At 43.3% G+C, this 13,281-nt stretch carries 11 protein-coding genes and 5 tRNA genes; 4 read left to right on the forward strand and 12 right to left on the reverse strand.

Features of this window, described 5'->3' with window-relative positions:
* Positions 1-290: 290 nt before the first annotated feature.
* The 6 genes from tig to L3V43_RS00615 form a co-directional block, all read right to left on the reverse strand.
* On the reverse strand, positions 291-1,595 hold the full coding sequence (gene tig, locus L3V43_RS00590; RefSeq protein ID WP_010606723.1) for a trigger factor: 1,305 nt from the start codon (positions 1,593-1,595) through the stop codon (positions 291-293).
* A 277-nt stretch (positions 1,596-1,872) separates the two neighbouring features.
* Positions 1,873-1,949: transfer RNA gene (locus tag L3V43_RS00595), tRNA-Pro, on the reverse strand.
* Between the two features lie 21 nt (positions 1,950-1,970).
* Positions 1,971-2,047 (reverse strand) — tRNA-Pro (locus L3V43_RS00600).
* Between the two features lie 19 nt (positions 2,048-2,066).
* A tRNA-His gene (locus L3V43_RS00605) sits at positions 2,067-2,142 on the reverse strand.
* Between the two features lie 24 nt (positions 2,143-2,166).
* A tRNA-Arg gene (locus tag L3V43_RS00610) sits at positions 2,167-2,243 on the reverse strand.
* A 41-nt stretch (positions 2,244-2,284) separates the two neighbouring features.
* Positions 2,285-2,361: transfer RNA gene (locus tag L3V43_RS00615), tRNA-Pro, on the reverse strand.
* A 419-nt stretch (positions 2,362-2,780) separates the two neighbouring features.
* Between L3V43_RS00615 and folD the strand changes: the two genes are divergently transcribed.
* Positions 2,781-3,635, forward strand: a complete 855-nt coding sequence (folD, locus tag L3V43_RS00620; RefSeq protein WP_102057141.1) for a bifunctional methylenetetrahydrofolate dehydrogenase/methenyltetrahydrofolate cyclohydrolase FolD — start codon at positions 2,781-2,783, stop codon at positions 3,633-3,635.
* A 62-nt stretch (positions 3,636-3,697) separates the two neighbouring features.
* Here folD and L3V43_RS00625 read toward each other — a convergent pair whose 3' ends face one another.
* From L3V43_RS00625 to prmB, 3 genes are all read right to left on the reverse strand, one after another.
* Complete coding sequence (locus L3V43_RS00625; protein ID WP_010606721.1) at positions 3,698-4,129, reverse strand: hypothetical protein; 432 nt, start codon at positions 4,127-4,129, stop codon at positions 3,698-3,700.
* Between the two features lie 66 nt (positions 4,130-4,195).
* Complete coding sequence (gene aroC, locus L3V43_RS00630; RefSeq protein WP_010606720.1) at positions 4,196-5,293, reverse strand: chorismate synthase; 1,098 nt, start codon at positions 5,291-5,293, stop codon at positions 4,196-4,198.
* Positions 5,294-5,340: 47 nt separating this feature from the next.
* Positions 5,341-6,276, reverse strand: a complete 936-nt coding sequence (prmB, locus tag L3V43_RS00635) for a 50S ribosomal protein L3 N(5)-glutamine methyltransferase (RefSeq protein WP_237115968.1) — start codon at positions 6,274-6,276, stop codon at positions 5,341-5,343.
* 96 nt (positions 6,277-6,372) lie between these two features.
* Here prmB and smrB point away from each other — a divergent pair, with 96 nt between their 5' ends.
* Together smrB and L3V43_RS00645 are read left to right on the forward strand one after the other, a co-directional pair.
* Positions 6,373-6,924: an endonuclease SmrB gene (gene smrB / locus L3V43_RS00640; RefSeq protein WP_237115912.1), complete on the forward strand. Its 552-nt coding sequence runs from the start codon at positions 6,373-6,375 to the stop codon at positions 6,922-6,924.
* Between the two features lie 236 nt (positions 6,925-7,160).
* Positions 7,161-7,403: a hypothetical protein gene (locus tag L3V43_RS00645; protein WP_045990797.1), complete on the forward strand. Its 243-nt coding sequence runs from the start codon at positions 7,161-7,163 to the stop codon at positions 7,401-7,403.
* A gap of 256 nt (positions 7,404-7,659) precedes the next feature.
* Here the strand turns inward: L3V43_RS00645 and L3V43_RS00650 are convergent, their stop codons facing one another.
* The 3 genes from L3V43_RS00650 to L3V43_RS00660 all read right to left on the reverse strand — a co-directional run bounded on the left by L3V43_RS00650 (position 7,660) and on the right by L3V43_RS00660 (position 11,630).
* Positions 7,660-8,265, reverse strand: coding sequence for a peroxiredoxin C (locus L3V43_RS00650; RefSeq protein WP_010371125.1), 606 nt, complete (start codon positions 8,263-8,265; stop codon positions 7,660-7,662).
* Between the two features lie 320 nt (positions 8,266-8,585).
* Positions 8,586-9,299: a fatty acid metabolism transcriptional regulator FadR gene (gene fadR / locus L3V43_RS00655; RefSeq protein ID WP_010371123.1), complete on the reverse strand. Its 714-nt coding sequence runs from the start codon at positions 9,297-9,299 to the stop codon at positions 8,586-8,588.
* A 573-nt stretch (positions 9,300-9,872) separates the two neighbouring features.
* Positions 9,873-11,630: a winged helix-turn-helix domain-containing protein gene (locus L3V43_RS00660; protein ID WP_237115911.1), complete on the reverse strand. Its 1,758-nt coding sequence runs from the start codon at positions 11,628-11,630 to the stop codon at positions 9,873-9,875.
* 145 nt (positions 11,631-11,775) lie between these two features.
* Here L3V43_RS00660 and L3V43_RS00665 point away from each other — a divergent pair, with 145 nt between their 5' ends.
* On the forward strand, positions 11,776-13,275 hold the full coding sequence (locus tag L3V43_RS00665) for an amidohydrolase family protein (RefSeq protein ID WP_237115910.1): 1,500 nt from the start codon (positions 11,776-11,778) through the stop codon (positions 13,273-13,275).
* The last annotated feature ends 6 nt before the right edge of the window (positions 13,276-13,281 follow it).

Here is a 13,281-nt window from a genome sequence, read left to right on the forward strand (position 1 = left end):
GCAACTTTCATTGGACTTAGCGCGGTCCATAAAAACATTCTGTGATCGGTGTTTAGGCTAATACTTTTTTGAGCGAATTGAAACGAGTAGATATAACTGTATCAGTAATACTCAACGAAACCTGACTCGTAAAATAAGTATAGCTAATAAAATAAGCCATGCCTCAAGATATAAGTACTTAATGCTTCAATATCAAGGCTTAAAAACAAAAATGGCCCGAATTCTCTATTAGAGTAACTCGAGCCATTTAAACTTCAGCTTAGCTGTAAGTCAATGATTTCTTCAAAGACTTATTGAGCAGCCTGTGGATTCATGATGTCGTCGAATGACTTTTCAACATCAGAAACAGATGCAGCAGCAAGTACAGCTTCAACTGCTAGCTCTTCCATCGCAACGTTGCGCATTTGCTGCATTAGTTGATCGTTTGCTTTGTAGTATTCAACTACTTCACTTGGATCTTCGTATGCAGAAGCAACTGTATCGATTAGTTCAGCAACTTTATCTTCATCAACTTTGATGTCGTTCGCTTTGATCACTTCACCTAGTAGTAGGCCAGTTTTCACGCGAGTTACCGCTTGCTCGTGGAATAGCTCTGCAGGAAGCTCAGGCATGTTTTGAGCGTTGCCACCAAAACGTTGTGCTGCTTGTTGACGAAGTGCGTCGATTTCTTGGTCGATTAGCGCTTTTGGCACTTCAACTTCGTTAGTTTCTAGAAGACCTTTGATCGCTTGATCTTTCACGTTAGCTTTAACCGCTTGGTTTAGCTCACGCTCCATGTTCTTCTTAACTTCTTCTTTAAGTGCGTCAACACCACCTTCAGCAACACCAAACTTAGTTGCGAACTCGTCAGTTAGTTCAGGAAGCTCTTGAACTTCAACTTTCTTCACAGTGATTGTGAATTGAGCCGCTTTACCTTTTAGGTTTTCAGCGTGGTATTCTTCAGGGAAAGTTACGTCAGAAACAACTTCTTCACCTGCTTTTTTACCAACGATACCGTCTTCGAAACCTGGGATCATACGACCTTGACCAAGCTCTAGAGGGAAATCTTCAGCTTTACCGCCTTCGAACTCTTCACCGTCGATTGTACCAACGAAATCAACCGTTACACGGTCTTTTTCGCCAGCTGCAGCATCACTCTCAGTCCAAGAAGCGTGTTGCTTACGAAGCGTTTCAAGCATGTTCGCTAGGTCTTCATCAGTGACAGAAACTGCAGGTTTCTCAACCGCGATTTTGTCTAGATCTTTAAGTTCAACTTCTGGGTATACTTCAAAAGTTGCATCGAATTCTAGATCTTTACCTGCTTCTAGTGACTTAGGAGCAAAAGATGGTGCGCCTGCAGGGTTGATTTTCTCAGCAATGATTGCTTCGATATAGTTACGCTGCATCAGATCGCCAGCAACTTCTTGACGTACAGCCGCGCCGTAACGCTTAGTGATGATTGACACTGGAACCTTACCAGGGCGGAAGCCATCGATACGCTGTGTTCTTGACAGTTTTTGTAGGCGTTTTTTAACTTCAGTCTCAACGTTCTCTGCAGGAACGGTGATGGTCAGACGGCGCTCAAGGCCTTGAGTCGTCTCAACAGAAACTTGCATGATTTACCTCAATCTTCATTTTTGGGCGACAAAGCGCCTTCCTTACTAACAAGACAACCATCATGCTTTTTATGGGCCTTCGGCTAAATTGCCAAACTCTCCGTTGCATGTGACGCTTGTTGCCTGCCCTACGGGCACTACGTTAATTAATAGACGCGGCATTATAACCTATTCAACGACGGAGTCGAGCAATCAGGTTAAATAATTAGGCATATTGGTGCTAATTGATTAAAAGTTAGTAAATTTGAAATAAAGGACTGAAATACTAGAGAGAAAGTGGTCGGCGATGCAGGATTTGAACCTGCGACCCCTTGGACCCAAACCAAGTGCGCTACCAAGCTGCGCTAATCGCCGAACATATATATTTTGTAGAAGTGGTCGGCGATGCAGGATTTGAACCTGCGACCCCTTGGACCCAAACCAAGTGCGCTACCAAGCTGCGCTAATCGCCGACTAATTTTGGTATGTAGATGGGGCGACTGATGGGACTTGAACCCACGACAACCGGAATCACAATCCAGGGCTCTACCAACTGAGCTACAGCCGCCACTACATGTGGATTAAAATAAGATGGCGCACCCTGAAGGATTCGAACCTTCGACCGACGCCTTAGAAGGGCGTTGCTCTATCCAGCTGAGCTAAGGGCGCAAACTCGTAAACATCTTCATGCTACATTCTTATTTTAAAAGTGGTCGGCGATGCAGGATTTGAACCTGCGACCCCTTGGACCCAAACCAAGTGCGCTACCAAGCTGCGCTAATCGCCGACTGTGACCTTGGAGAACTAAGAACCTTTTTATCGGTGAGTCCTCGTTGGCAACGGGGTGCATAATAGTGATTTGCCCGAAGTAGGTCAAATATTTTTTTTAGTTTTTGTTTCAACTGCCTAATTTTGCCACAAATTGTTGATAAAACAGCTGACTTAAACAATTTTTGAGCGGTTCTTGTAGAACCGATCATGAAAACCTTTGCTTTTACGCAATGCAAACTTGGCGGGCTGGCTGTTTTTTGAGAAAATAGCGGGCAAATGTCCTCCTTTGTTGTAACTAAAGGGACATATAAATAGAGCGACCCCATTTTCATCTTTATTAAGCAATCATTTCATCAATACATGAAAGTGCTTGTATAGAAGAATTTAAAGGCTCTATCATCGTTCAAGTTTTTTAACCCTTAATATAGGTCAATCATGACGGCAAACATCATTGATGGCAAAGCTATCGCGAAACAAGTTCGTTCTACTGTTGCACAACGAGTTCAAGACAGACTAGCGCAAGGTCTAAGAGCGCCAGGCTTGGCTGTGGTATTAGTAGGCCAGGATCCCGCGAGCCAAGTTTATGTTGGTTCAAAGCGTAAAGCCTGTGAAGAAGTCGGATTTGTTTCTAAATCTTTCGACTTACCAGGTGACACAAGCGAAGAGCAATTACTTGCGCTTGTTGATGAGCTTAATGCAGATCCTGAAGTTGATGGGATCTTAGTACAATTGCCGCTACCTGAAGGCCTAGACGCAGAAAAAGTGTTAGAGCGTATTGATCCTCATAAAGACGTCGACGGCTTTCACCCATATAACGTAGGTCGTCTTGCCCAAAGAATGCCAGCACTGAGACCTTGTACGCCAAAAGGGATCATCACCCTACTCGACTCTACCGGTGTGCGTTATAAAGGCATGCATGCTGTTGTGGTTGGTGCTTCAAACATCGTTGGTCGTCCTATGTCGCTAGAACTATTACTTGCCGGTTGTACTACAACCGTTTGCCATAAATTTACGCAAGACTTGGAAGCTCACGTTCGTCGCGCCGATCTATTAGTTGTGGCGGTTGGTAAACCTGAGTTTATTCCAGGCGACTGGGTTAAAGAAGGCGCGATTGTCATCGATGTAGGCATTAATCGCTTAGAATCTGGCAAACTGGTAGGTGACGTGCAATACGACATCGCAGAACAAAACGCGAGCTTCATTACCCCAGTGCCAGGTGGTGTGGGCCCAATGACCGTCGCGAGCTTAATCGAAAATACGCTAGAAGCGTGTGAAAAATATCACAGCTAAACGCTGTTAGTTTATAGCTATAATAAAAGCCTCAGTTGAGGCTTTTATTATTTTAAGCCTCATTAACTCATTAGCGTGTCCTTGTTCGCTTTGTTTTCTTCCTGAGTTACCGCTTCTCTCATCGCTTCTTGTAAGGCAGCCATCCGCTCTTCTAATTCTTCAGGTGAAATTTTTCCCTCAGCCGCGAGCTTTTCAAGTTCTGCCATTTTCTCTTTTAATTCGTCTATTTTCTCTTTATTTGCCCCTAAGCGGCTAAACATTACCGCTTCTCTCATTTTTTCTAGAAATGACTGATTACGCTCCACCACTTCATATTTATATGGCTCGTCGGCTTTATTATCCAGTACAGGGGATGATTGGGTTGCGATGTTAGCAGCCGCGACATAGTCTTGCTCCTGCGCAGCGGTATTAGCTCGTTTAGTTTGGGCAAGGCTTTGCTGCTCCGAAACAGACTCAGTGGTACGAATTGCGGAGTGGGTTTGGTAAGTGATCATGATTGCTCTCCTTGATTTGTCCAAGAAAAGCAATCACTGTGCCAAAATTAGCTTACTCGCTACTGGCTAGATATGACCAGGAATTGGCTTATGCGGCAAATTGACGTCTTGGTTTTGACCACGGTGACGTAATAAGTGATCCATGAGCGTAATAGCCAACATGGCTTCTGCGATTGGAATGGCACGAATACCAACACAAGGGTCATGGCGACCCTTAGTCACAACTTCTTGTGGTTGGTTGTGGGTATCAATACTCTGCCCCGGTACCGAGATACTTGAAGTCGGTTTTAGCGCAATTGATGCGATAATATCTTGCCCTGTAGAAATACCCGCTAAAACGCCGCCTGCATGATTAGAAGTAAATCCCTGTGGCGTTAGCTCATCTCTATGCTCAGAGCCCTTTTGCTCAACCACATCAAAGCCATCACCAATCTCTACACCTTTTACGGCATTAATGCTCATCAAGGAGTGCGCTATCTCAGCATCCAGACGGTCAAACACTGGCTCACCTAAACCAACAGGCACATTTTTCGCCACGACTTTTACTTTCGCGCCGACTGAATCACCTTCTTTTTTCAGCGTACGCATATATTCATCTAGCGCTTCTAGCTTAGCTTCATCGGGAAAGAAAAATGGATTGGTCTCAACCGCTGACCAATCATAATGCTCGGCTTTAATCGGGCCTAATTGAGAAAGACAGGCATTGATTTCGATGCCGTGGACTTGCTTGAGATACTTTTTCGCAATTGCACCTGCTGCAACTCGAATGGCAGTTTCACGTGCCGACGACCTACCACCACCGCGATAATCTCTATGCCCGTATTTGTGCCAATAGGTATAGTCGCCATGACCCGGGCGAAACAAGTCTTTGATGTTTGAGTAATCTTTTGAACGTTGATCGGTATTTTCAATCAACAATCCAATGCTCGTACCTGTGGTCTTGCCTTCAAACACACCCGAGAGAATTTTTATCTCATCGCCCTCTCGGCGCTGCGTTGTGTAGCGGCTTTGGCCTGGTTTGCGTCTATCTAAATCGATTTGTAAATCAGCTTCAGTGATCTCAAGCCCTGGTGGTACACCATCCACCACGCCACCAAGCGCGGCGCCATGGCTTTCACCGAAGGTCGACACCTTAAATAATTGGCCAATGCTATTGCCTGCCATCGTTTTTCCTCATTCCTAAATAGACGATAGAGAGCATTGGCTCCCTATCAGTTTTTAAAGTATTCAAATAGTTGTTGTTTGGATACGACAAAGACCCCTAAACCACCATGCTCAAAGTCTAACCAAGTAAATGGCGCTTCAGGAAATTGCTGCTCCATATGTACCATAGAATTGCCAACTTCGACAAATAACAAACCATCATCATTTAGATGATCGGCCGCTTCTGCAAGTAGTGTGCGGGTCACATCAAGGCCATCTTCTCCTGACGCCAAGCCAAGCTCTGGCTCATGATGGAACTCCTCTGGCAGATCTGACATATCTTCTGCATCAACATAAGGAGGGTTTGCTACGATTAAATCGTACTTTTGACCCGGTACACCACTAAATACATCAGACTGGATAGCAAAGACTCTGTCTTGCATCATATGCTGATTAATATTGTGATCAGCCACTTCTAAGGCTTCAAAAGAAATATCTACTGCGTCTACTTGTGCGCGCTCAAATGCTTTGGCCAATGCAATCGCAATACAACCAGAACCCGTACACATATCTAAAATACGCGTTACTTTATTCGGTGCAGCTACCCAGGGGGCAAAATGTTTTGCGATTAACTCTGCAAATGGTGAGCGTGGTACTAATACGCGCTCATCAACATAAAACGGCATACCAGCAAACCAAGCTTGATTGGTTAAGTAGGCGACGGGAATACGCTGCTCGATACGTGCTTTGATAAACTCCATCAGATGCGCTTTTTCACTTTGTGTCATACGCGCATGCATGATTTCTTTGGGGGCATCAATTGGCATATGCAACACCGGAAGCACTAAACTGACCGCTTCGTCCCAAGGATTATCCGTACCATGACCAAAAAACACCTCGTTACTCACAAACTGGCTCGCTGTCCAGCGTACCCAGTCCTGAATGGTATGTAAGTCTTGAAAGGCTTCAACGGCCATTTCTTCGGTAATAAGTGGTTGCGACATTTCCGTCATGATGACTCTCTAAAGATCAAACTATATGGCGCTATTGTAGCGGTTTTTAAGCTAGGTTTTTATGCTTTTTTTATTTAAAATGCCATCATGAACAGAGAATCTAAAACTAATGCTGACCTAAATGACGATTTCGCGATGTTTCGTGAGTCTTTGAATGGTGTAAAACCCCTCAAACAAGATCAGGTGCAGCTCAAACAAAAGAAAAAAATTCAGAGCGTTGAGCTGAAGCAACAAGTCAAGCAGCAGCAATCTGAGTTTTACTTTTCTGACGAGTATATTCCTGATATTGATACCTCGGGAACCATTAATTTCGTAAAGCCCGGAGCTGATCGCTATTTAGCAAAACAGCTAAGGCGTGGTGACTACGCGCCCGAACTCATCTTAGATTTACACGGGCTAAATAAAGAAACGGTAAAACAAGAACTGGCAGCATTAATTCATGCTTGTAAGAAGCAACATATTGCTTGTGCGTGCGTGGTGCATGGAATTGGTGAGCGTGTGCTTAAACATAAAGTACCGCAGTATCTTGTCCAGCATCCAGATATACTGGCGATGCACCAAGCACCTTTAGAATATGGTGGTAAAGGGGCGGTATTAATCTTGGTTGACCTACCTGATGACCCTAACTTAGGCCGTTAATTCGGCCCAAACATTGTTTTTCATCCTTTCTTACTTCGCTTAATCCAGCCTTAATAAATTTAACTAAATCTTAGCCATTTCACCCATTCTGCACTGGTCAAATTCACCACTTTACTAATTCCCCTGTGCAAAATAAAAATTAAAGCACATAAAAATCAATAAGATAAAATTTAAATTCATTTTGGCACAACCTTTGTAATAGTTATTGCGACTAACAAATTACAAGGAAACTTATTATGACTACTTTAGCGAAAATCACCATGACAACTTTATTGTTTACAGCAAGCATGACAACAACAGCTGCAGAAATTGATGCTTCATTACTTCAAGAAGTAAAAACCAAAGTAACGCAAGCTATCACTGAGTCAATCAAAGCGAATCTAGAAGAAATAAAAATTGAGACCAAACAGTCTTTAGAGAAAGCGTTTCAAACAACCAATAACAACGAGCAAGAAAAAAAGGAAGAGACTAATGATTAATGAACTCGAATTTCTGAGTCTGCTCGCAACTCCCGTGATCAGTTTATTTGCCGCTTACCTAAGCATTCAACTGATAAAATCACTGGGTCAGTTTATCAACTTTAACTAGCATGGCACTTGCTAAAGTAGGCAAGGTAGCCGAGTAGTCAAAGTTTTACCCTGAGAAAGCTATTGAGGTATCAGTAGCCATTAAAAAACCCGCCAATTGGCGGGTTTCTTTTTGATATCAGCGAGATATCACAAAGTCGACACTAAATTATAGTGCGCCTTCATTTTCAGATAGGAACTTAGCAACACCTTCAGGGCTTGCATCCATACCTGCTTTACCTTCAGTCCAACCAGCTGGACATACTTCACCGTGCTCTTCGTGGAATGCTAGTGCATCAACCATGCGAAGCATTTCATCGATGTTACGGCCTAGTGGTAGGTCGTTAACTACTTGGTGACGTACATTACCTTCAGCATCAATTAGGAAAGAACCACGGAAAGCAACACCAGCTTCTGGGTGCTCAACGTCATATGCTTGACAGATTTCGTGCTTAACATCAGCGATTAGATCGTATTTAACTTGACCGATACCGCCTTCGTTTACTGGAGTGTTACGCCATGCGTTGTGTGAGAATTGAGAATCGATAGAAACACCGATCACTTCAACACCACGCTTTTGGAACTCTTCGTAACGCTTGTCGAACGCGATTAGCTCTGAAGGACAAACAAACGTGAAGTCTAGTGGGTAAAAGAAAACAACCGCTTTTTTACCTTTAATACGCTCGTGCAGGTTGTAGCTATCTACGATCTCACCGTTACCTAGTACTGCTGCTGCTGTAAAGTCTGGTGCCTTGCGGCCTACTAATACACCCATTTTTATCTCCAATAGTTAGGTTTATTTCCAATCTTATTTGGTATCTCGTGTCGAGACCAAAATATCTTGTTCATAATATTGTGGCGTGCTTATGAAAAAACAACCCTAGCTAGATTCATAACCAAAGTCTCTTTGTCATTCTCATCGCCAAAAACTGCGCCTAGTGTATTTGGCAAGTGCCATAATTAACAATCGAATTTACCGATAGCACCAATCTATAAATTCGATGAGACAAAAATGCCTCCGCTCAAAATGCCATTCGGAGATCAAAAAAGGCTTCACGAAGAAGCCTTTTTAAGATGTCTATCACTCAGTGGACATTAGTCCATGATATTTTCTGGCATATCGCCGCGGATCTGCTGCCAAATTTCACCCGATTGGTGACCATACTTACGCATCAATGAAATAGCACCATCGTGTTCTTGATTTTCTGCCAGTTTGGTTAAATCTGCATAGAACTGTCTCGCCAGTCCTCGTGTTCTTGAATCAGAAAAGTAATGGCAACCAATTTTTGAGTATAACCCTCTGAAGCCATTTAAAATAAGCACATAAATTTTGTTTTGCCCAGCACCTGCCAGCTCATGGTGAACTTGGTAGTCATAATCGGCAAACGCTTCTGCGGTGTCTTCTAGCTCTTCATGCTTAGACAAAATATCGATAACACGCTGCGGATTGAATTTTATCGCCGCACGCGTATAGATAGCACTAATATTAGTACGTGCTGACAGCAGCTGATCGGTCAGCTCAGGCATCTTGTCTTCATCGAGACGCGCTAAGGTTTCTAATATATTAAGCCCTGACGTTTCCCAAAAGTTATTTACTCGGGTTGGCTTACCGTGTTGGATAGTCAACCAGCCATCTCGAGCTAGCCTTTGTAATACTTCGCGCAGTGTTGTTCTTGTTACACCAATGAGTTCAGAAAGCTCACGCTCAGCAGGTAGAATGGATCCCGGAGGGAATTCGCCGTTCCAAATTGACTCAACAATATATTCTTCAGCAAATCCAGCTGGGCTCTTGGCTTTGAAAATTCTCATCTCACACCACTTTATTATTACATCAATGCCTTGATTGGCAGGTTGTGCTTGTTAATCCACTGATTGTACCAGATGAAGCTCAACTAACAAGCTACAAATCACCCTAGCTGAAAATAGCCATGTTTAATGCAGATGAGATTGTTACGCGGTGTGAGGCTTCGAACTCACTTAAGGCGATATAGACTTGGCCATAACAGGCTCATCTTCGCTCAACACTGAGCTGTTAATGTAAACAAATTGCTCCCCATCAGACCATCCTGCCTCTGCTTTCATTTTGTATAACTCAAATGCTTCTCCTTAAAGTGCACACGAAACGACTGCGAAATAAACAGACAAAGCGGCATGTAATAATGTTATTGGACATCTTTTGCAATTTACTTTTGAGCGTTACTTGCAAACAACAAAGCAGCTTAAGGAAACCAAAACTCACAGGCAACAAAATCGAACCTTGTTTTTAAAAGCCAATATCAAAGTCTGCCGAAACACAGAACCCCTATTCAAGGAATCACCAAGAAAATTCGCTCCCTACTTTTAAATCACATAGCGAATTTTATGTATGCGTAACCTAACGTTTTAGAGCTCGTTCTGTCTGCTTTCAAGCTTATTCAGCCATGCTTGTTTAAATTCGTGCTCTGATGTCAAAGCGAGATAAAGATCCGTAGCAAAAAAACTATCATTGTAGTCGGGTAACCAGCCAGTGTTGAGCAGCTGCGTCAGTGCTTGTTGTGTTTCTGCTGCGTCATTGTTAAGTGCGGACCAATATGGAGATAAAGCTGCATCTAGCTGATTTCCTTGATTAAGGTATTGTTCTAACAACTGTGTTACTCGCTTAAGCTTGCTTTGTTCACCTGTACGTTTCAGCATCAGGGCATAAGTAAGGTATTGCCCTACATTGTCTGCCTCTGGCAATGTAAACGCCGCGATATCAGCAAAATGCTGTTCAAAAAGCGTTAGCGCAGGTTGTATTTTCTGCCGTGCAAGTAAAGCAAGAATATAAGGCATCACATAATGATTACCCTTTGAGTCGAGCTCGTATCGCTGTTTTAAGAGTTCTTCGGCCTTTTCGAAATCGCCTTGTCGCCATGCGATCCCAGATTCAACATAGAGTCTAAATGCTGTAGAAATTGAACCTAAATTTGCGGCTTGCTGATATTTTTCCTCAGCTTCTTCTGCTCGCCCTAAACTCAATAACACCAATATGTGGCTCAACTGCTGCGCGGGGTACAATTTACTATGACTGATGTGATTGTTGTGGTACCACAACAAATATTGTCTTGCCCTATTCTGGTTAAGCGGATAAAAGTCTAGCGCATAGAGCGGATTGTTTTTGGTGTGAGGGGCTACGGCAACGCTACGATCAAAATATTTTCGAGCGAGTACTAACTCTCTAAAATTCAAATAGGCATAGGCTAACCCTCGGATAATAACCGCATCGTTTGGTGCTAACTGATACGCTTGTTTATGCGCAGCAATTGCATCGGGTATTTTGTGTTGGTCCCGAAGAAATCGACCGTACCAATGCCATAGGCGAGCATGCTTGGTTGAGAGCTCAAATCCGCGCTTAAAATAATTCTGTGCTTGGTCAATTTCATTCTCCATCACCGCAAAGCGTGCAAGAGAAGTTATCACTTCAATATTTGTATCATCTAAGATCCGTGCTTTTTCTAACAATGGCCGACATAAGGCAAGCGATTCATACTCTGACACCGCGCCATATACGCTTAGCCCCATAAAGACATTGCACAAGCCACTAAGTGCCTCGACATTATCACTTTGTTTAGATAACACTTGTTGATAAATCGTTTTCGCTCGCGCTAACTCTTCCACCGCTGTACTTTGGGATAGGTGTGTGGCAAGAGTGATCTCATCAAAATACGGGTTGTTTTGTGTCTTGTGCTTTTGATCAGTTTGAATATAAAAAGCAAAAATAGCGATGAGAGCGAGCAACGTAATGGTGACACCAAGCAGCCAAATTCGCTTTTTGCTCACAGGCATCACAGCCGCTTTATGCTCTCTAAGCGCAATGTTTGGATGAATGCGGTAACCTTGAGCTGATATTCTTTCTATGTATTCTTCGTATTGCGGATCTGTGTTTAAAATCTTTCTTAACTGCGCAACAGCTTGATAGACCGAATTGTCAGACACCACCTTCGGGTGCCAAACTAACTCGACGAGGGTATCAATACTCAGAGGCTCAGGTTTCGCATCGACCAGCACCAACAGTAATTTCATCACTTTTGGAGTGACGGTATATTCACGGCCAGTCGGATACTCCACAATCTGGTTCAATTTAGGCACGACAAGCCAATTTCCCAAAAGCAAATTTTTCAACCCACGAACACCTTACATTATTGATTGTTATAGTTTTAATTAAATTAAGAAAAATTTCAGAGTTAATTTATATGAAAATTAAAACACAAAGTACCTCGCCAGTTATGCTCGAAGGCATCTAATACAACACTAACTGGTTTTCATTATGAAAAAACAAACATTAATATTTGCGGCCTGTTGCGCCCTGTCTTCTCATGCATTATTTGCAGCAGTGGACCTTCGTATCGACAATGCTACCATTTTAAATCCTATTGATAAGCACCAAGTCAATATCATTTCCAATCATTGGCTCGCCATCCGAGATGGCAAAATTATACAAGTCTCTGACTCAAGTCAAAAACCGGATGCAGCAAAGGTTATTGATGCTCATGGTCAATACCTCATACCAGGGTTAACCGATAGCCATGTCCACTTAAAAACAATGCCGGGATTGCTTAACACTTCCCCTAAAGCTCGCCAAATGCAGGCAGCATTTTTACAACGGCAAGGCGCTAATTATCTTTACTATGGCGTCACGCAAGTTATTGACCCGTCAAACACTGCAATCGGCATGACCGAATTTACAGCAAATGGCCCCGCACCCGACGCCTACTTTTGTGGCGCAATGCCGGTTTACCAAGGGTATAATGCTCAAGGCCTTAGTTACTCAAAGCTACATCAACATAAACCCTACTTTGCTGCACAACACAGCGATCCTGCTCATGAGCTAACGCCATCTCAAGCACACGCTCACCAAGGAGCTCAGCCCTTGACGCGAATGAAATCTGACGGTGCAACTTGTGCCAAACTGTACTTTGAAGATGGCTTTGGAGAAAACAGTGCTATACCGCTTATTAACCAAGAAACTGCTAAACAATTAGTCGAGTCCGCAAACTCATTGAAGTTACCCGTAATGGCACATGCGAATGCCGTTGATATGCAACAACTTGCTGTAGATGCCAATATCAACGTTATGGCGCATGGACTTTGGAACTGGTTAGCGCCAAATACAGCCCCTAGCGAAAGCGAACTACCAACCAATGTAAAAGCTGTGCTGGATACCATCATCGAAAAAGACATCGCCTATCAAGCCACATTAAATGTGATGAATGCTCTGGCGAAAGTGACTGACAACACTTTCACCCTCTCATCTGAATATCGTACCGTATTACCTCCGTCTCAAATTGCTTGGTATCAAAGTGAACCTGGTCGCTGGTTTTCTCGAGAAATGGGTCAAGGCTGGGGTGAAATAAGTAATCAACAAAAGGTGGCTAAACTTGAGCAAGTTTTCTCACAAGGGCAACGAGCACTAAATTATCTATATAAAAATGGCGCAACCTTGCTGCTTGGCTCAGATACGCCACCCGCACCAACTTATGTCTCGCAACCTGGCTTATCGACTTATCAAGAATTAACGATGATGGATCAAGCCGGAGTAGGCCTCGTTAGCTTGCTATCTGCTGCTACCATTAATAATGCGAAAGCATTTGCGATAGACAACCAGTACGGCAGTATCGCAGCTGGGAAAGTGGCAAATCTATTACTTTTAAATAGTAACCCTTTGCAGTCAGTCGCGGCTTATAACGATATCGAATATGTTATCTTACATGGCTCCGCCATTGAACGTGCTACTTTTCATATCGATGCCCTCGAGAAAAGTGAGTGAGTAAAT

The sequence above is a fragment of the Pseudoalteromonas sp. L23 genome (assembly GCF_021728455.1).
Lineage (GTDB): Bacteria > Pseudomonadota > Gammaproteobacteria > Enterobacterales > Alteromonadaceae > Pseudoalteromonas.

What these genes read in the sequence shown, in the direction of transcription:
- tig (WP_010606723.1), bottom strand. Translation starts at nt 1,595, where the DNA reads ATGCAAGTTTCTGTTGAGACGACTCAAGGCCTTGAGCGCCGTCTGACC.
- folD (WP_102057141.1), top strand. Translation starts at nt 2,781, where the DNA reads ATGACGGCAAACATCATTGATGGCAAAGCTATCGCGAAACAAGTTCGT.
- L3V43_RS00625 (WP_010606721.1), bottom strand. Translation starts at nt 4,129, where the DNA reads ATGATCACTTACCAAACCCACTCCGCAATTCGTACCACTGAGTCTGTT.
- aroC (WP_010606720.1), bottom strand. Translation starts at nt 5,293, where the DNA reads ATGGCAGGCAATAGCATTGGCCAATTATTTAAGGTGTCGACCTTCGGT.
- prmB (WP_237115968.1), bottom strand. Translation starts at nt 6,276, where the DNA reads ATGTCGCAACCACTTATTACCGAAGAAATGGCCGTTGAAGCCTTTCAA.
- smrB (WP_237115912.1), top strand. Translation starts at nt 6,373, where the DNA reads ATGAACAGAGAATCTAAAACTAATGCTGACCTAAATGACGATTTCGCG.
- L3V43_RS00645 (WP_045990797.1), top strand. Translation starts at nt 7,161, where the DNA reads ATGACTACTTTAGCGAAAATCACCATGACAACTTTATTGTTTACAGCA.
- L3V43_RS00650 (WP_010371125.1), bottom strand. Translation starts at nt 8,265, where the DNA reads ATGGGTGTATTAGTAGGCCGCAAGGCACCAGACTTTACAGCAGCAGCA.
- fadR (WP_010371123.1), bottom strand. Translation starts at nt 9,299, where the DNA reads ATGAGAATTTTCAAAGCCAAGAGCCCAGCTGGATTTGCTGAAGAATAT.
- L3V43_RS00665 (WP_237115910.1), top strand. Translation starts at nt 11,776, where the DNA reads ATGAAAAAACAAACATTAATATTTGCGGCCTGTTGCGCCCTGTCTTCT.